Source organism: Chitinophaga rhizophila, assembly GCF_019492185.1.
Lineage (GTDB): Bacteria > Bacteroidota > Bacteroidia > Chitinophagales > Chitinophagaceae > Chitinophaga > Chitinophaga rhizophila.
Genome location: NZ_JAICCF010000002.1, coordinates 414668 through 433356, shown reverse-complemented (window position 1 = coordinate 433356; position 18689 = coordinate 414668). Strand labels below are relative to the sequence as shown.

General features: G+C 43.9%; 14 protein-coding genes. 9 read left to right on the top strand and 5 right to left on the bottom strand.

Translation table 11 applies throughout. The features are described 5' to 3' along the window. Window positions 1-161: 161 nt before the first annotated feature. The 8 genes from K1Y79_RS10655 (at window position 162) to K1Y79_RS10620 (ending at window position 14126) form a co-directional block, all read left to right on the top strand. Window positions 162-1184 (top strand): FecR family protein, encoded by a 1023-nt coding sequence (locus K1Y79_RS10655; protein ID WP_220250002.1) that lies wholly within the window; start codon window positions 162-164, stop codon window positions 1182-1184. 48 nt (window positions 1185-1232) lie between these two features. Then, window positions 1233-4886 (top strand): SusC/RagA family TonB-linked outer membrane protein, encoded by a 3654-nt coding sequence (locus tag K1Y79_RS10650; RefSeq protein WP_220250001.1) that lies wholly within the window; start codon window positions 1233-1235, stop codon window positions 4884-4886. A 19-nt stretch (window positions 4887-4905) separates the two neighbouring features. Beyond that, window positions 4906-6282, top strand: coding sequence for a RagB/SusD family nutrient uptake outer membrane protein (locus tag K1Y79_RS10645; protein WP_236059565.1), 1377 nt, complete (start codon window positions 4906-4908; stop codon window positions 6280-6282). A gap of 32 nt (window positions 6283-6314) precedes the next feature. After that, complete coding sequence (locus K1Y79_RS10640) at window positions 6315-8291, top strand: TlpA family protein disulfide reductase (protein WP_220249999.1); 1977 nt, start codon at window positions 6315-6317, stop codon at window positions 8289-8291. Between the two features lie 139 nt (window positions 8292-8430). After that, a complete protein-coding gene (locus tag K1Y79_RS10635) occupies window positions 8431-9465 on the top strand; it encodes an alpha/beta hydrolase family protein (RefSeq protein WP_220249998.1) in 1035 nt (344 codons plus the stop codon). A 403-nt stretch (window positions 9466-9868) separates the two neighbouring features. Continuing rightward, window positions 9869-10657 (top strand): 2Fe-2S iron-sulfur cluster-binding protein, encoded by a 789-nt coding sequence (locus K1Y79_RS10630; RefSeq protein ID WP_220249997.1) that lies wholly within the window; start codon window positions 9869-9871, stop codon window positions 10655-10657. 21 nt (window positions 10658-10678) lie between these two features. After that, window positions 10679-11701: an FAD binding domain-containing protein gene (locus K1Y79_RS10625; RefSeq protein WP_220249996.1), complete on the top strand. Its 1023-nt coding sequence runs from the start codon at window positions 10679-10681 to the stop codon at window positions 11699-11701. A 142-nt stretch (window positions 11702-11843) separates the two neighbouring features. Next, window positions 11844-14126 (top strand): xanthine dehydrogenase family protein molybdopterin-binding subunit, encoded by a 2283-nt coding sequence (locus K1Y79_RS10620; protein ID WP_220249995.1) that lies wholly within the window; start codon window positions 11844-11846, stop codon window positions 14124-14126. Between the two features lie 147 nt (window positions 14127-14273). Here K1Y79_RS10620 and K1Y79_RS10615 read toward each other — a convergent pair whose 3' ends face one another. The 4 genes from K1Y79_RS10615 to K1Y79_RS10605 all read right to left on the bottom strand — a co-directional run bounded on the left by K1Y79_RS10615 (window position 14274) and on the right by K1Y79_RS10605 (window position 17470). Next, on the bottom strand, window positions 14274-15224 hold the full coding sequence (locus K1Y79_RS10615; protein ID WP_220249994.1) for an NAD(P)-dependent alcohol dehydrogenase: 951 nt from the start codon (window positions 15222-15224) through the stop codon (window positions 14274-14276). Window positions 15225-15300: 76 nt separating this feature from the next. Then, window positions 15301-15900: an oxidoreductase gene (locus K1Y79_RS29275; protein WP_317197480.1), complete on the bottom strand. Its 600-nt coding sequence runs from the start codon at window positions 15898-15900 to the stop codon at window positions 15301-15303. A gap of 11 nt (window positions 15901-15911) precedes the next feature. Beyond that, window positions 15912-16367 (bottom strand): oxidoreductase, encoded by a 456-nt coding sequence (locus tag K1Y79_RS29270; protein ID WP_262903166.1) that lies wholly within the window; start codon window positions 16365-16367, stop codon window positions 15912-15914. Window positions 16368-16489: 122 nt separating this feature from the next. Continuing rightward, window positions 16490-17470 carry a helix-turn-helix transcriptional regulator gene (locus K1Y79_RS10605; protein ID WP_220249993.1) on the bottom strand — a complete coding sequence of 327 codons (981 nt, stop codon included), beginning with the start codon at window positions 17468-17470 and terminating at the stop codon, window positions 16490-16492. Between the two features lie 168 nt (window positions 17471-17638). Here K1Y79_RS10605 and K1Y79_RS10600 point away from each other — a divergent pair, with 168 nt between their 5' ends. Further along, the gene (locus K1Y79_RS10600; RefSeq protein ID WP_220249992.1) at window positions 17639-18130 is read left to right on the top strand and encodes a RidA family protein; all 492 of its coding nucleotides are present in this window, start codon (window positions 17639-17641) and stop codon (window positions 18128-18130) included. A gap of 269 nt (window positions 18131-18399) precedes the next feature. On the opposite strand, the gene K1Y79_RS10595 is transcribed toward K1Y79_RS10600, so the two are convergent. Continuing rightward, complete coding sequence (locus K1Y79_RS10595) at window positions 18400-18633, bottom strand: DUF3072 domain-containing protein (RefSeq protein ID WP_220249991.1); 234 nt, start codon at window positions 18631-18633, stop codon at window positions 18400-18402. Between the last annotated feature and the right edge of the window lie 56 nt (window positions 18634-18689).

Here is an 18689-nt window from a genome sequence, read left to right as displayed (position 1 = left end):
AGCAAGACCATTGTCCTACATTAACCCTTCTCTCCCCTTATTGTTTTTACAATTTTTCATGTACTTCAGAAAAAAATAAAAAATAATTAAAAAACGTGGGGCACTTTTAGAGCAATATCTTCTTTTATATACAAACGCTTACCAAAATCGAATTTCATTAGATGAAACGCTCTGTTCATTACTATGCCAGCTTTACTGCCATTCAATTGGCCGCGGATCCTTACTTCCTGGAATGGGTAAGGTTCCCGGAGGGGAGTGGTCATCAGTTTTGGGAGCAGTTTCTGAAAGCATATCCGGAGAAGGCCGCAGATATAGATCGCGCAACCGCTATTGCCAGGAGTATGTATGTAATTGCAGATATGCCATCTGCACAACAGCAGGAAGATAGCTGGAAACGGATTCTACAGGCGTTGCCGCAAGCCAGGCCGGGTAAAGCACAACCCACTGTCATACGGTCCAATGCGCGGGTCTGGATGGCCGCCGCCGCTGTAGTTGCGCTGGCAGTTGCAGTATGGGTGATATTCCGTCCTATTAATAAAGAAGTCAACATTGTCTCCGGTTATGGAGAGGTGAAAGATCTTTTATTGCCTGACGGTACCAAGGTAAAGCTGAATGGTAATTCGGGGATTCGTTATAGCGAGCATTGGGCTGCTGATATGCCCAGAGAAGTATGGTTAGACGGTGAAGCGTTTTTTGACGTAAAGCCTGTTACAGGCAACGATGCCTCCCAGCCATTTGCAGTACATACCGGGGATATTAACGTGCAGGTATTAGGCACTTCTTTCAATGTACGTAACCGCCGTGGCACCAGTGATGTGATGCTGACTACCGGAAAAGTAATTGTAGCTGCTGCTGGAGAAAAGCAACTATTGTCCAGGCCAGGAGAATTGGCTGTATATAATAGTCAGAAACTGGAAAAGAAAACGGTGCAGGTCAGCAGTTATATAAGCTGGCAGGAACAGAAGCTGCAGCTGGATCAGACCCGTGTGTCTGACCTGTTTGCCAGACTGGAGGATGACTGGGGATATAAGATTCAATTGACCGACACTTCATTGCTTCATAAGAGAATCAGCGGAGAGATCGATATGAAGGAGAAACAGATTTTAATCAACGCGCTTGCTTTGATACTACGCGCAGATGTATCACAACAGGGAGACTCAACCATTATAATAACACCCAACTAAGAAGCTAACAACAAGGGGACAAGTTTTTTAATCAAAATCACAACGGGCATGATCAATCTGAAAAAGGTTGCGGCCTTCTGCTGCCTGCTCTTTTGCAGCTTGCAGATGTTTGCTGCCGTAAGCCGCCAAAATCAACCAGGAATCTCGCTGAAAGAAGCACTCAAGAATGCCTCTTCAAGGTTTCATGTATCCTTTATCTATGAAGATGAACTGGTAGCTAATAAGACTGCTGCCTTATTACCGAATGCCAGTTTCAAGAACGTAGAAGCTTATCTGGAAGTAATCCTTAAGCCATACCGCTTACAATTCAGGAAACTGGGTAACACACAGTATGCGGTTTATTCTAAAGCAGGCGAACCTGCGTCCAAAGACAAATCAAAAACCAGCCAGGTGGAACCGGGTGAAGCTGCAAAGTCACAGGCAGCTCCCGGTCAGCCGCCGGCAAGGGTAATCGAGGTACAGATCAGCCAGGGTGATGGAGAACAGACAAATGACCGTACCATCAGAGGTATTGTAACAGACGAAAATGATGCCCCCATCACTTCCGCTACTGTAAGAGTACCAGGTTCAAATCTCATGGTATTAACAAACGCACAGGGAGAGTATGCTATTACGGTTCCCCTGACTACACGTAGTCTGCAGATATCATGTATCGCTTATGAAACAAAAGATTTGCAGCTAAGCAGAACAACATGGTACGATGTGAAGCTGAAAGACAAGACGGGTTATCTCAAGCCTGTCGAAGTAGTATCCACAGGTTATGTTAATCTGCCAAAAGAGCGTGCTACCGGTTCCTTCGGTGTAGTAACTGCTAAGGAACTGGAGAAGATTCCGACAGCTAACGTTTTACAGCGTCTTGAAGGACAGGTGCCTGGTCTGCAGATGCAGATAACATCCGGTGATAATAGCTTCGTATACGACAACGTAACGCCTGCTATCGGTAGTAATACCAGGACTATTGGTCGTAATGATTATGGTGTGAACATTCGTGGTACAACCACTATCAAAAGCGAACAAATGCCGCTGATCGTTATTGATGGTTTCCCGACAGAAATGGACCTGAAAAATATGAACCCTAATGATATTGAGCAGATCACTTTCCTGCGTGATGCAGCCGCTGCTTCTATCTGGGGTTCCCGCGCTGCCAATGGCGTGATAGTTATCACTACGAAGAAAGGCAGAATGCGTATGCCGGCTGTGAACTTCTCAGTTGGTTTGTCAACACAAGCAAAACCTTCTATTAATTATCTGCCACTCATCAATTCTACTCAGGTTTTAGCGTATGAGAAGGAACTGGTGGATAAAGGCGTGATCAATGCCTCTATGTATAATCCTTATACTGCGGGTATCAAGTATTATGTAAGTGAAGGTGTAGACCTGGCTTATCAATTGCGCGCCGGAAGGATTACACAGGCACAGTATGATGCCAGAGCAGCGCAATTAGGTGCAATGAATAATTATGGCCAGGTAGAAGACTACCTGTTACAGAGCGCTACTAGTCAGAACTACAACTTATCAGTGAGTGGTGGCTCTGATGTGCATACTTACTTTGTTTCCGGGTCTTACTCTAAGGAAAATCCGAGCGCTGTGGGTAGTTCTGGTGAGAGAATTACGCTTACCGCCAACCAGGAACTGAAGGTGATCAAAAAGATTACTTTATCCTTAAGCCTGAAGGGGTCATTCTTCAATTATAAACAGAATGGAAGAGGAGCCAGTGTGCTGTTAGGTGGTATGAATACATTCATGCCGTATAATACGATTGTTGATGCTAATGGCAATCCTTCCAGGTATTACCACAACATAGGTCAGCATTATGCCGATTCATTGACCAATCTGGGGTATAAAGACTGGTCGTACAACTTCTTTGATGAACTGACACAGCAAAATAATACCTCTACCGATAATAACTACTCAGGTAATCTGAGCCTGAATATTCCAATCTATAAAGGCCTGACATTTATAGGATCCTATGCAATTGAGCGTGTAAACTTCAAGAACGAGTTTCTCTATGGCGTAAACTCGTTCTATACACGCAATCTGTATAACCTGGGTACTGTTGTGGAAAATGGACGGCTGGTCAAGAATGTACCTGATGGTGCCATCTTCAATAACAATTACTCCATGCAGAATAACCATAGTATCAGAGCACAGCTTGCTTTCAACAGAGGTTTCGGCGGGATTCATGAGTTGAATGCACTGGCAGGTACCGAAACACGCGAAACGAATGCGAGTGTTTCAGCCTTCAGATTGTATGGCTATAATCCGGAGACAGGAGTTGCGCAGGATGTTAATTATGCCGGTTTCTATAATACTATTAACGGTGGTGGTGGTTTCGGCCAGGGGCCGTCACAGACAGATCGCAGGAATCGCTTCTTATCTTACTTCGCAAATGCAGCATATACGCTGATGGGCAGATATACGCTTTCTGGTAGCGTGCGTTACGACGACTATAACAACTTTGGACTTGACCGCAAATACAGAGCACGCCCGTTCTGGTCAGCAGGTGCAAGCTGGAACATTACCCGTGAGGAGTTTATGAAAAGCCAGCCATGGATCACTAACCTAACTTTACGTGCAACATATGGTGTGAATGGTAATATTAATCGTGAGCTACGTCCGTTTACCAACATTTCACTGGGCGCATCTGACTGGCAGACTACCTTACCTTATGCAAGCATTACAGCCTTCGCAAACCCCGCCTTACGTTGGGAAAGTACCTATGTGACCAATATCGGTATTGACTACTCACTGTTTAACGGCAGACTAAGTGGTATGTTTGAGGTCTATGACAAGCAGGGTAGAGACATTATCTATGAACTGGAAGTAAACCCTACTTACCTGGGTAATTCCAATACGCAGCAACGTAATGGTGTGTCAATGTCCAATCGTGGTATCGACATGGCGATAAACGGTGCGATCATAGATAGCAAAAACTTTGGCTGGAATATGGGCGTGAATTTCTCTTACAATACAAGTAAAGTTACTGACAACCGTTTTCTGCCTACTTCATCCCTATTCTCCAGTTTGTCTAACACCGTGTTGAATGGTTATCCTGCCGATGGCGTATGGGTATTCAGGAATGCTGGTCTGAGCAACACCGGTCTGACACAGATTTATGATGAGAAAGGTCAGAAACTCCTGCCTTATCAGAACTTATCAAATGTAGATGCATTAAAATTTGCAGGTCGCCGTGGTGCTCCATACTATGGTTCATTTAACAATACTGTTCGCTATAAAAGCTGGTCTTTATTTGCACTGATCACTTACAATTTTGGTAGCATATTCCTGAAACCGGCCGTAAGCGACTATCCAAGTACCAGAAGGTTCTACTATAATTTGAGCAAAGACATCGCTGATCGCTGGCAGCAACCAGGTGATGAAGAAAAGACAATTGTACCTGCTGTAGGTAGTCCTTACTCTGGTTTATCAGCTTTCCGCTATGCATTCTCCGATGCGAACCTGGAATCAGGCGATTACATCCGTTTCCGTGAAGTGTCAGTTGCCTACCAGCTGCCGGAAGCGATTGTGGGGAAAGTATTCGCTAAAAGCATCCGTGTAAGTGGTATAGTACGTAACCTGGGTCTACTCTGGACGAAAAATAAGCTGGGAATTGATCCGGATTTTGTGCCGACCATGAATAGCAATATTATGCGTCTGCCGCCCACCAGAAACTATAGTCTGATGATCAATATTGGTTTATAATAACTGAAAAAGCCTGATGATGAAAAAGCTCAATATAGCAACAGTGGTACTGGGTACGATGTTCCTGGCTACCGGTTGTTCAAAATATACAGATATTAAAACCCAGGGAACGCTGATCCCTGGTCAGGTAATCAATTACCGTTACCTGCTGAATAATACCGGTTCTTTCGAATCTGGCGGTTACCTGCCGGATATAGCCGCTGCTGACGTTGAAATAGTGGACAGTTTGCAACAGCAAGGAATCAACAATTCCGTCAACAGTCTTTACTTCCGGAACTGTTACACCTGGCAGTCACCTATATATGAAAATACACTCGACAGGGACAGAGACTGGGATACTTATTATGGCACCATTTACAACTGCAATGTGATCATCGAGGAAGTCCCAGGTGCAGCCGGTGGTACCCCAGAAGATAAAGCAGAGCTGATTGCCGAAGCACTGACACATCGTTCAGATGCTTATCTGAACCTTGTGAATGAGTACGCTAAGCCATACAATGCAGCAACTGCAGGTACTGACCTTGGAGTGCCATTACTGATAAGACCAACGCTAGAGCAGCCGCTTATCAGGGCATCAGTGTCGGAGATATATGCGCGTATTGAGGCCGATCTGAAGACAGCTGTAATATCCCTGCCACGTAATACTCAATACAATACCTTGCCAGGTAAAGCAGCCGCATGGTCCGTACTGGCAAGAATGTACCTTCTGATGGGTAATTATGCGTCAGCTGCTTTATATGCTGATAGTGCATTGTCTTTGAAATCTACTATACTTGATCTAACCGCAGGAAACATACCTTTCCGCAGAGATAATCCGGAAACAATCTTCGGTAAGATCTCAGCTAGTTCATTTTCGTGGTCACCAACCACCTTACGCCTGAGCCAGGAGCTGCTGGATCTGCTGGGTACAGCGGACCTACGGTACCAGCTATTTACTGCCGATGCAGAGCAAACCTCAGGGGCTGGATATACAGGTAGGATTTATTCTTACGAAAGAATCAACTTCGAGAATCGTAGTATCGGTACTTCTGTACCTGAGATGATGTTGATTAAAGCAGAAGGTCTGGCTCGAGCAGGTAGCCCGGGCCCAGCGATGGACTTGGTTAATACTTTGAGACAGAAACGTTTCCAGCCAGCAGACTATACGCCGTTGACCGCTACAGATGCGAACGATGCTATCATAAAGGTAGTACAGGAGCGCCGTCGTGAGTTTTTTTGCCGGATGCTACCTTGGTTTGATCAGCGCCGTCTTAAAGATGACCCGCTATTCAGAAGAACTTATACACGTACCTGGCTGGGTACTACCTATACCTTGGAGCCATCCAGTAACAGGTACGTATTCCCGATAGGACAGTACTATCTAAGACTAAATCCTGAATTACAACAGAATCCATGATTGAAGTTAATGAATCATAAAAAAGGAAATCAATGAAATTATCCGGGAACATTTTTGTGCTGCTGACGTTGACGACTGCATTGAATGCGACTGCACAAACACACAAGGAAAGGCTGGCATATTCACCTGAACGGCCGCTTGTGGGTGACAAAGTGCATCTGACATATCGTCCGGACAGTGTTATGCTAAGTACAGGTCAGCCGATAAAGGCTGTAGCGTATTATTTTGATACTACTTACCAATGGTCTGTTAAAGATCTGCCACTTGTAAAAACAGCCAAAGGTACTTATGATGCCGATGTAGAAATGGCACCGACCCTAGGTATGGTGGCTTTCAAGTTCAGATCAGGAGAAGTAACTGATAACTATAAGGACACCGGTTATGTGATCATGAATGCCGAACCTGGCAAAATGCATAAAGGCGCTTATGCTGGATGGGGCATGTTGCGCGCTGCTCGTTATGAAATGGGAATACCCGGTTACTATGAAAATTTTCAGATCGGAGATACGGCGTTTTATTACTGGCTGAATCAGGAGATTGGATATCATCAGGGAGCTTCCCGTAAGTTGGCGTTTGCCTTCATCAAAGCCTACGCCAACATGGAAATGCCAGAAGGTGGACCAACAGAAACACTGCCTCGTGTGCAGCGTGCCGCTGACTATCTGTTACATGTGCCTAACCACACCGAGAAGGAGCTCTTTCAATTGTCGATCATTGCAGATCAATACCTGAAAAACAAAGAGCGCGCGGATTCATTACGAAATGTAATGCGTGAACGCTACCCGAAAGGCATAGCTAACAAATTGAATGCATATAAGGAAATCTTCCGCCAGACTGATCATAAGAAGACATTGGCGTTGAGCGAGCAATTTGTGAAGGACTATCCGGCAAATTATGAAATGGATAAATTGGCAGATGTAGATTATAACCGCATCTACAAAATGATCTTTGCTAACTACATCGCTGTTAATGACTCTACTTTACTTTCACGTTACGGAGCTACCGCGCCGCTTAGTGCATTAGCATTAGCATACTACAAGCTGGTGGATATTCCATATGAAGATTGGAAGAGTAAGACAGCCAAGGAGGTATATCCGACTGCATCTGCAATCATGGAACGCGTAAATCATTTTAAGAAAAATCGTCCGGAGGAGTTCTGGTATCTTTCTCCTGAACAATGGGTAGAAGAATGTGATAGAATGTTTGCGAGAGATTATATTGGTTACGCTCAAATACTCAAGGAAGTAGGACAGGAACCTGCAGCGTTGGAACTGGCCAATAAGTCTCAGGAGCGTTTTCAATATAGCGTCGCTAAGCTGAATGAACTGCAGGCAGATCTCTTATTAAAGGCTGGCAGAAATAAGGAAATGTCAGAGGTGCTGCATAACAGTGTGCGTTTGAATCAGGCTTCAGGTAGAATATTCGAACTGCTGAAGAAAGAATACCTCGCTACGCATAAAAATACCAACGGCTTTGATGCATGGATTGCATCTATGAAAGATGCAAAGACTATGGAGTTAATGAAAGAGCATATTAAAGAGGGTATGATCAATCAGCCGGGTATACCTTTTAAACTTCAGCAGATGGATGGTAAGGAAGTGTCGCTTGAGTCGCTTAAAGGGAAAGTAGTTATACTAGACTTCTGGGCGACGTGGTGCGGTCCTTGTAAAGCAGCAATGCCGGGAATGCAGATGGCCCAGGAGCGCTTTAAGAACGATCCTTCTGTTGTATTCTATTTTGTTGATACACAGGAGAGGGATCCGAAATACAAGGATAAAGTGAAAGCTTTCATCAAAGAGAAGAAATATCCATTTAAGGTGTTGTTTGATAACGGAGAAGAGGCTTATGCAGGTTATGCAAAAGCGATCCAGACATCTGGTATACCTTTCAAAGTGGTGATTGATGCAAATGGTAACATCCGTTTTGCTCAGGTAGGATATTATGGTAGTCCAAGTGAACTTGCTGATGAAATCAGTACCATGGTATCACTTGCTCGCGAAATAAAATAAATGGTTGATAAAACAGAGTAACGAGAAATAATGGAGGGCAGTTTACTGCCTTCCTGTAATTTTAGCCCTTATGAGTTTCATATATAGTTTACTGATCGCAATCCCAGCATATTTTCAGTCGGTATCTAAACATCCAGTTGTGGCCGACACACCATACCAGTCCGTCAATGTACAATATTATAATGCCGATAGCACTATTCGTTTTGGTGGTACGTTAACTTTGCCGCAGAACAAAAAGAATAGCCCCGCTGTTGTGTTATTATCAGGTACAGGTATGCAGGATAGGGATGGCACTATGGCGGGACATAAGACATTCCTGGTAATCGCAGATTATCTTACCAGGAATGGGATAGCAGTTCTCAGAGTGGATGACAGAGGGGTGGGAGAGACAACTGGGAAATATCAGGAAGCTACTACCGCCGATTTTGCAAAAGATGCACTTACTAGCCTACGCTGGCTGAGTAAATATAAAGGTATTGACAGCCGCAATGTAGGTTTGATTGGTCATAGTGAAGGTGGCGCCGCCGCCTATATGGCAGCCGCCGAAAGTAAAGATGTAGCGTTTATTATTACGCTTGCTGGTTTGGCTACACCTGGACTGCAGGCTTTGAAGCTCCAGAATGAGACAATTGTAAATACTGCTCCTATTTCTGATCAAAAGAAATACAGATTTAACAGCATTAACAAGTTTATGTTCGATACAGTGTATGCCCATGCAGATTCACCAGATCTGGAAGTACATATGCGTGCTGCTTACAGGGAATGGCAGATTAAGGACAGTCTTTATATGGTAGCTAATCCGCAGGATTCTGCAGACAAAGGTCGCTTCTTCTTTCCGATGGAGTCTTACGTAATGAATGCCACAGGTCCTTGGTACCGATATCACATCCGTTTTGATCCGGCACCCTTCCTCAAAAAGGTAGACGTTCCATTTCTGGCAATCAATGGTGATAAAGATATAATGGTCAATGCTGATGCCAATCTGAATTACATAAAGCAACATACTACTGCCAATAAGAATGTCACGACAATCAAAGCGCCGGGATTAAACCATCTCTTCCAGCATTGTAAAGAATGTACGAACAGTGAACCCTTTCAGTTAAAGGAGGACTTTGCTCCAGAGATATTGAAAATGATGACTACTTGGATTAAGGAAAACACCGGTATGCGATAAGCATATCGGTGTTTACTATTATTAGTAGTATAGACTTTCGCTTTTTAGCTTTTAATGATAGCGTTGACTCCTGTATCCCCAATCATATCAAATCGGTCTCCCCAGACCGAGGAATTATTATAGCCGAGTATGCTTTCACTTGCATATAAATAATCAATATCTAAGGCTGATATACCCTGAAAAGTCGCAGTTCACTAAGCGTCTGGCTCTAAAGCTTATAAAATGATATAATGTCTGGATATAAGCTGCCAAGTGATCGGTATGCTATTTGAGCATCTTCTCTAGCAACCATGTCTTTTTGTGCCTTATACGGTACTTGTGCCCCTGAAATCTGTGTCCACCATAGTTGTGTAATGGCCTATTTACCAATTTAGCGATTTAAGTACCCCCTCAAACATATACGATGGAAGATCAACCTAAGTTTCCGGATCTAACGGATGCTGAGAGACGAGCCCTTGAAGAGCTGATGCCTGATGAAATGAGTGAGATCATTACTTCTGGCATGAAGCGACGTCATTTTCTTAAATTGCTAACGTATACCGGATCCAGTTTACTGGCAACGCATCTTCTCGGTATCGAACAATTAATGGCCAGGAGCGCAGCCAGCGCCTCACTGCCTCCGACGGGCATCGAAAACGGTGTCAATGTATCATTTAAAGTCAATGGTAACGCGCAGCAGCTGCTCGTAGACTCGCGTATGACCCTTCTTGACACACTACGTGAGCGCCTCGAACTGACCGGTTCCAAAAAAGGGTGTGATCATGGTCAATGTGGCGCATGTACGGTGATTATAGACGATAGGAGGGTCCTTTCTTGCCTGACGCTTACGGCAACGTGTGAAGACAAAGAAGTTACCACAATTGAAGGTTTGGCCAAGGGCAACGATCTTCATCCTATGCAGGCTGCATTCATTAAACATGATGGATTCCAATGCGGGTACTGTACTCCGGGACAAATTTGCTCTGCAGTTGCACTCGTAAATGAAGCAAAGAATGGAGAGGCCAGTTACGTTACCAGCGACGTGCGCAAAATGGGTAAGTCTTTGAAACTTTCTGACGAAGAGATACGAGAGCGGATGTCAGGAAACATTTGCCGTTGCGGAGCCTATCCTAATATAGTCGATGCCATTCGCGAGGTACACGGTGATAAGGCAGTTGCCCAGGTTTGGCAATTCGCTGACGGCACTATTTGATCAAATCAAGCAATCGTCATCATGAGATCATTCAAATTTTCAACTGCAAACGATACCGGCTCTGCCATCACGACCGTATCCGCTAATCCTACTGCGAGATTTTTAGGAGGAGGAACTAATCTTTTGGACCTGATGAAGGAAGATGTGATGCACCCTTCAGAACTAGTCAATGTTACCCGTTTAAAGTACACAGATATTGATAAATCTTCTAATGGTATATCAATTGGCGCTATGGCTACGAATGCTTTTACCGCCAACCATGAAAGGGTCCGTAAGGGATACCCATTGTTGAGCATGGCCATTCTGGCAGGAGCCAGCGCCCAGATCCGGAATATGGCCACGAATGGGGGTAACCTTATTCAGCGTACACGTTGTCCTTACTTCTACGATGTGAATATGCCCTGCAATAAGCGGGAAAAAGGATCGGGTTGTGGCGCTTTGAAAGGTATAAATCGAAATCATGCAATTTTAGGTTGGTCAGAAAAATGCGTAGCAGTATACCCTTCCGATATGGCGGTAGCATTAGCGGCGCTTGATGCTGTGGTACATGTAGAGACGCCAGGAAAAGAACAGCGTACAATTCCCTTTGTTGATTTTCACCGTCTGCCAGAAAATAATCCCGAAGTTGATAACAACCTCAAACATGGTGAACTGATTACTACTATAGAGCTACCTGAAAATAATTTCGCGGAACATTCATATTATCTCAAAATCAGGGAAAGATCATCTTATGCTTTTGCATTGGTATCGGTTGCTGCGGCCCTCTCCCTGGATGGGAATAAAATTAAGGATGTGCGGATTGCCCTTGGAGGAGTTGCTCATAAACCATGGCGAGCTAACGTGGCTGAAAAATGGCTGAGCGGTAAGGAAGCAACAGAAGCAAACTTCAAAGCCGCCGCAGACGCAGAACTTAAATCTGCCAAACCATTGGAACATAATAAGTACAAGGTGAAGATGGCGGTGGAGGCAATCGTGCGAGCACTCTCAAATGCGACGAGCGGAGCAGGATATGGTATAAACGCCGGCCTCGAAGACAATGTTTAAGTTATTTTCCTGACGCCAGGCATAGATAGATGGCTTAACATGACTTGCAGAAAGTTGTATATGTAGCCTGTAGTGGAGGGTAGATATAAACTTGACGCCAGGATGGCAAAACAAGATTCTCAACAGACTAATCGTTTAGATTATGAGCGAAATTGGCAAACCTATTAGCCGTATAGACGGTCGCCTGAAGGTGACTGGTAAGGCAACATATGCTGCTGAATTTAACCAGCAAGGTATGGCCTACGCATTTCCTGTGCGTGCTACTATTGCAAAAGGACAAATTGCATCCATCGATGATGCGGCTGCTAAAAAGGAACCAGGCGTATTAGCCGTGATCAGTCATAAGAATGCCCTGAAGCTTAAACCCCTTGATCAGGAGGCCCAGATGAAAGCAGGAGCTGCATTCCTGGGTGAAACATTGCCTCCATTGCAGGATAATAAGGTGCATTATCTGGGGCAATTTATTGCTGTAGTAGTAGCTGAAAGTTACGAACAGGCGCGTAATGCTGCTTATAGGCTAAAGGTCCGCTACAATGCAGAAAAGGGAGCTAATGATCTTAAGTCAGAGCTTCCAAAGGCCAAGAAGCCTAAAATGTTTATGGGTGAAGAGGCACAGGTAAATGAAGGAAAGGCGGCGGGTCCACTTGCGGCTTCCGCACACCGTGTTAATCAAACCTACACTACGCCTGTGGAACATCATCATCCTATGGAGCCTCATGCAACTGTCGCCGTATGGGATGGAACCGAGAAGTTAACTTTGTATGATGCTACGCAGGGTGTAGGTATGACTAGTGCAATTGCAGCATATTTCCTGGGATTGCAACCTGGGAATGTTCAGGTCATTGCGCCATATGTAGGTGGGGGCTTTGGCAGTAAAGGCCTTTGGCTACATACACTGCTTGTCGCGATGGCTGCAAAGGTAGTTAAGCGTCCGGTAAAACTCGCATTAACCCGGCAGATGATGCAAACAAATGTAGGACATCGCGCAGCTACCATTCAGAAGGTGGCACTGGGTACTGATGCTGCAGGAAAATTAAGTGCACTTAGGCATCATACCGATTCATATACTAACCTCACCGAGTTTTTTGAACCGAGTGGCAAACAATCTCTTGTGCTGTATAAAGCACCACTGAGAGAGGTGACCTACAACGTAGCTAAACTTAACAGAGGTACGCCGACCTTTATGCGTGCTCCTGGAGAGGCACCGGGAACCTTCGCGTTGGAATCTGCGCTCGATGAAATTGCGTACGAGCTGAAGATGGATCCGATAGCTTTTAGAATTGCGAATCATACTACCAATGATCCGATGAAGGGGCATGAGTTCTCGAGTGAATACCTGGTTGACTGTTATAAAATTGGTGCGGAGAACTTTGGCTGGTCTGCGCGAAGTATGGAACCGAGACAGAAACGGGTTGGTAAATACCTGGTTGGGTATGGAATGGCAACCGCAACCTATCCGGGTGGGCGTAGTGCAGCGTCTGTCAAAGTTACAATGACGGCGAATGGAGAAGTAACAGTTGGAACGGCGTCTATTGACATTGGTACGGGAACTTATACCGTTCTGGCGCAAACAGTCGCTGATGCACTTGGTATACCCGTAGACCGCATCGAAGTGAAAATTGGTGACTCCAGCCTACCCGCTGCGCCATTAGCCGGAGGGTCACAAACCACGGCCAGCATCCACCCTGCAGCAATGGAATCTTGTGTAATGCTAAGGAAAGAATTGACGACATTAGCAATAGCCGATTCCTCGTCCAAGCTTCATGGCCGTAAGCCGGAGGAAATTGGCTTTGCTAATGGTAAACTCTTCATTACCGGCGATGAGAAAAAGGCCGATGCTTATGTTGATATCTTGCGTCGTGCTAAACGTACAGAATTAGAAGCTTGTGCAACAACTCAGCCTGTTTCCGGGGCCGGTATGACTGTTCCTAGTGCACTGTGTACTCCAAGAGAAACACCTGCTGAGCAGAATAGTGATATTAAACAACATTCATTTCACTCTTTTGGGGCTCAGTTTGCCGAAGTGTGGGTAGACGAGGATTTCGGAACTGTTCGTGTGAAACGTTTCACCAGCGTACACGACGTAGGGCGAATCATGAATGAGAAGACCGCACGTTCTCAGATTATTGGCGGTGTTATTTTTGGTATTGGTGCGGCCCTCATGGAGGCAACAGAATACGATCAACGTTGGGGGAATCCTGTGACGCGCACATTGGCTGACTATCACGTCCCTGTCAACCTCGATGTACCACCGATTGATGTTCACTTCATAGGGAAGCCTGATCCACATATATCACCAATTGGAGCAAGAGGCATTGGAGAGATAGGTATCACAGGTGTGTCTGCGGCCATCGCTAATGCTGTATTTAATGCAACAGGTAAAAGATTACGTGATCTGCCACTGACTCCAGATAAACTAATCTAAGTACAGGCAAGTAATTCTTGCTAATCTCCTTGTAAGTAAATCGCTTGATACGCGGTTTCCCTATAAGGAGATTAGTAAGAATAAGCCGTATAAACAGGACACTATGCTTACCTTTTAAAGGTTTTATAAGATGAATTATTGCATCTGTTACAGATGATCGGCAGTTATGATTACCGATTTACCGACAATCCCGCCTTTGCTCGTTTCTTCGTAAGCTTTTCTAACCTGATCAAGACCATACGTCTTATTCACTACTATCGACATGCCATTCTTCGCGAGTTCAGATACTCTTTCAAGCTTTTCAATACCAGGCTTCAATATCAGTACTTTCAATTTTTTTCCTGAGAGGAGATTATTGAATATAGATTTAAGGAGTATGAGAGGAGATGCAAGAGTTGTAACAAAAGTAGCTTGCTTCTTCATCAGTTTTTTTGCGTCTTTGAAGGAGAGCTTTGTTGAAAGGTCAATCACTGTATCAAACAGCATAGCTATTTGAGCTATATCGTCTTTGGTATAGTCTATCACATGGTCGGCCCCTAACTCGGCGGCTAGTTTATTTCCCTTACTACTTACTACCGCCGTCACGCTCGCACCACGTTGTTTAGCTATCTGTACTGCGAATACACCAATTCCCCCGCTGGCCCCATTAATAAGTACATGCTGGCCTGCATGTATTTTAGCCAGGCTGTCAATTATCTGAAGTGCTGAAAGTCCTGCTACGGGTAGTGTTGCAGCTTCCTCAAAAGATATATTAGCCGGTTTTACAGCAAGATCTGTATCTTTCACAATAACATAGTCTGCCAGTGCACCACCTTTAAATACGTCCACCAGTCCTAATACTTCATCACCTATTTTAAAACGCTTTACGTCACTACCTGTATTTTCTATCACTCCTGAAAAATCTATACCGACAGCTTTCGGAAATTTCGATCCGGACATTAGCTTCATCTCTCCCCGATAAAGTTTCCAGTCCAACGGATTAATAGATACTGCTTTCACCCGAACTAATAATTGATTCTTTCCTAATGCAGGTGTCACTTTTGTTGTTATCTCAAGAACGTTTTCGTTACCAAACTGTTTATAAATTACTTGTTTCATTTTGTTTACTTTGTTGGTATTAAAGGAAGGTTTTCTACTGTACGTAGTAACATTAGTGTAATATCTGGCAAGAGAATTAAGGCAGTATAGCATAATTAGTATAGCCTTGTTCTCCGGGAGTATATAGACTCATGTAGTCTACGTCATTGAAAGGAGCGTTTTTTTCTATTCTTTTGACAAAGTCCGGATTTGCCAGAAAACTTCTTCCGAAGGCTACGAGATCTGCAGATCCATCACTTATTTTGGCAGCAGCTGTTTCAGGTGTAAGTCCATTACAGTAGATCAGGGTGTTAGTAAAATTGCTCCGGATTTGCTGGTGCGTTTTTTCCGGAATCGCTGGACTATCAGAAATATGTATATATGCTATTCCGAGATGGTTTAATTCGCTAGCTAAATAAGCGTAGGTTTGATCAGTCTCTTCTGCATTGTAAGCTGGTATATCGCCCAGAGTTGAGTATGGCGAAACACGAACGCCTACTTTTTCAGCTCCAATTACTTTGGAAATCTCTCTGATGATATCCAGGAGTAACCTGCAACGGTTTTCAATGTTTCCTCCATAAATGTCTGTGCGGTTATTAATGTGAGGATTCAACGATTGTTCAAGAATGTAACCATTGGCCCCATGCAACTCCACCCCGTCAAAGCCGGCTCTGATAGCATTTGCTGCTGCCGTCACAAAACTGCTTATCAAATGCTTGATTCCGTCAGTATCCAGACTTTAGGTACAGCGTGTTCTTGCATTCCTTCTTTATCAGTAAAGATCTCACCTGCTGCTTTAATGTCAGAGATGCCAACTGGATGATATCCTTCAGGCAGATTTGCTATGTGCGCGATACGACCTGTATGCATAAGTTGCAGGAAGATCTTAGCCCCACCTTCATGTACAGCTTTTGTTACCATTTTCCAGCCGTCCACCTGCGCGTCAGAGTAAATTCCCGGAATACGTGGGTAACCTAGTCCCTCAGGGCTTGGAGATGTCCCCTCTGTAATAATAAGCCCTGCGCCGGAACGCTGCTTATAATAGGTCGCCATCAGTTCATTGGGAAGATTGTTTAACGCCCTGCTTCTGGTCATAGGGGCCATAACAACACGGTTTTTTAACTGGAGAACTCCTTTTGTATAAGATGAGAATAACTGTTTCATTTTGTGATGTTTTATTTACATCACAAAGTTGCGCTTAGTTATAAGGGTTAAATAGCCCTAAAAGTCGAAAAAATAGTCCAAAAAGACAGAAGTAACCAGTATGTATGTTTTTCTTGGTGAACTTAGGAATAAGAATATTTTTTAGGATTTAGCCCATAATGTCTTTCAAATAGCCGGCTAAAGTGACTGAGATTTGAAAATCCCAATTCATAACCCACCTCTGCGACGGAGCGATTGCCTTGTTTCAATAGGAAGGCTGCTTCTTCCATTCTTGCCTGTTGATAATAGTTATATATTGTAGTCCCGAAAGTCTGTTTAAAGAGTTGTTTAAGCTTCGTTTCGCTCATTGCACCCAACTGTGCCAACTCACTCAGTACGGGCGGAACACTAAGGTCGCTAACAATTTCGTTGCGGATATGTAATAGTCTGGCTGCGTCCGCGTTGTTAATATGCTGATGAGTGGTACTTTCGCGTAATGATAATTTCTGGAATATAAGGTATAGCAGCTCCTGCACCTTGATATGCATATAGAAATGACTCAGGCTTTCCTGTAAATCGATGGTGCTGAGATGCTTAAGTAATACTCCTGTTTCGGTAGTCATTCGTTCAAAGTAAAGGAAAGAATTTCCACTTCCTGTAATGGTTTGAAGTGTTGAATTTAGCCGATCAAAGGCTAATAGCTGTTTCAAGTACGAAGGTGTGATTGCAACTACCATGTAATGAATGGAATAACGCGCAGGAAATCTTATGGTCGAGTTGATGTCATTTGAGGTTACCTGTACAGCAGAATCGTCCCGTTGGGAAAAACTAATATCGGGAGCATCGTTATAGGTAATACCTAGCGGCTGCTCATTGCTATAGAAAAATGCTGTGATCAGATCATTCTTCTGGCCAGACGTATTGCGCTTGATTACCAGATCCTCTTTCAGGATGTAACGATGAATGGTTATCTTAAACTCGGCACTCAAATCTATTTTACGAATGTGACCTTCTCCCAAATATTCCGGTATGACCAGCATATTGTTACTTACCGTTGCACCAATGTGGCGCGCAAAGTATGTCATGAAGTCGAAATCGGCTGTTGCCGAAAAGCTGAATATCATCAGATGCTGGCATTAATGGATTAGCAAATTAGAACTTTAACCGGAAATGTGAAATGCGATGTGCAAGAAGCAACTTAATCCCAATTAGCCTTCTGATTCTTTTCAAGGTTTTCTATGCAACGGCGTTGCAATACTATATCGGATTCCTATATTTGCAAAAAATGACGGATGAACATCTTGAATCAAACCTGCTTAAGGGTAATCATAGTAATGATGGTAGCTATCAGTCTATGCAGTTGCCAATCCCAATCTGTAAATGAAGGCAAAGAAAAGCCAAGGGCGGAATATTTTCTTTTACGCCCGGAACTTGAAAAAACGTATGGTTATACCCAGGCAGTCAAAGTAGGAAATATCCTGAAAATAGGAGGTGTAATAAGTATCGATGATAAAGGAATGTTGGTGGGAAAGAGTGACTACGCTCAACAAATGAGCAATTGTTATGCTAGTCTGGAAAGAGTGCTTAAACATTACGGCTGCACCTTTGATGATGTGGTGCTTGAAAACATCTATACTACAAGTATACAGGAACTACAGCAACATGCTGCTTACAGAACTAAGATATATACTAAACACTTCCCGACAGGTAGCTGGATAGGAGTAAAAGAATTAGGTTTGCCCGACGCGATGATTGAAATTGAAATGGAAGTCCTGGTACCCTAATCCAACAATCCACATATCACTGGGTGTAAATTGCGATGAAAGCTCCACAACCTGGAAATGAACCTTTAACGGCAGATTTATCTCTCAAAAAAGGGGAAAATCAAATAACTTGATCCTAAGCTTATTGGTCTGGACGCAGCTGATTATTCCGGGTAGCAGCAATAATCATTATATGTTAATGCCGGACATATTTCCAACTTTATTACCTAATTGGAAGTATGTCCGGCACTTTTTGTTGAAGGACTAGTTTTTCGTATTCTCGATATACCTCACTCATCTTCCTGTGATGCTCCTCTGCCTGTTCGTTCCTGCAATTCCTCAATTTTTTTTGAGGCCTCTGCCTTCGTCATATTTTCATCAATCTCTTCTTTTGCCTCTCCTGCCAAAGTATGAAGATAAGAGCGTTGAGCGCCAGTCATTGGCTCATCGCCTGTTGTCCATTGATCCGGGTCTTTAATCGTGTTGCCCTGGTTATTGTTCTGTACGTCATCTTTGTTTGCCATATACTAATATTTTTAGTAAACTTGAATCCAATATTATGCCAGGCCTAGTAGGGCCA

What these genes read in the sequence shown, in the direction of transcription:
- K1Y79_RS10655 (WP_220250002.1), top strand. Translation starts at nt 162, where the DNA reads ATGAAACGCTCTGTTCATTACTATGCCAGCTTTACTGCCATTCAATTG.
- K1Y79_RS10650 (WP_220250001.1), top strand. Translation starts at nt 1,233, where the DNA reads ATGATCAATCTGAAAAAGGTTGCGGCCTTCTGCTGCCTGCTCTTTTGC.
- K1Y79_RS10645 (WP_236059565.1), top strand. Translation starts at nt 4,906, where the DNA reads ATGAAAAAGCTCAATATAGCAACAGTGGTACTGGGTACGATGTTCCTG.
- K1Y79_RS10640 (WP_220249999.1), top strand. Translation starts at nt 6,315, where the DNA reads ATGAAATTATCCGGGAACATTTTTGTGCTGCTGACGTTGACGACTGCA.
- K1Y79_RS10630 (WP_220249997.1), top strand. Translation starts at nt 9,869, where the DNA reads ATGGAAGATCAACCTAAGTTTCCGGATCTAACGGATGCTGAGAGACGA.
- K1Y79_RS10625 (WP_220249996.1), top strand. Translation starts at nt 10,679, where the DNA reads ATGAGATCATTCAAATTTTCAACTGCAAACGATACCGGCTCTGCCATC.
- K1Y79_RS10620 (WP_220249995.1), top strand. Translation starts at nt 11,844, where the DNA reads ATGAGCGAAATTGGCAAACCTATTAGCCGTATAGACGGTCGCCTGAAG.
- K1Y79_RS10615 (WP_220249994.1), bottom strand. Translation starts at nt 15,224, where the DNA reads ATGAAACAAGTAATTTATAAACAGTTTGGTAACGAAAACGTTCTTGAG.
- K1Y79_RS29270 (WP_262903166.1), bottom strand. Translation starts at nt 16,367, where the DNA reads ATGAAACAGTTATTCTCATCTTATACAAAAGGAGTTCTCCAGTTAAAA.
- K1Y79_RS10605 (WP_220249993.1), bottom strand. Translation starts at nt 17,470, where the DNA reads ATGATATTCAGCTTTTCGGCAACAGCCGATTTCGACTTCATGACATAC.
- K1Y79_RS10600 (WP_220249992.1), top strand. Translation starts at nt 17,639, where the DNA reads ATGAACATCTTGAATCAAACCTGCTTAAGGGTAATCATAGTAATGATG.
- K1Y79_RS10595 (WP_220249991.1), bottom strand. Translation starts at nt 18,633, where the DNA reads ATGGCAAACAAAGATGACGTACAGAACAATAACCAGGGCAACACGATT.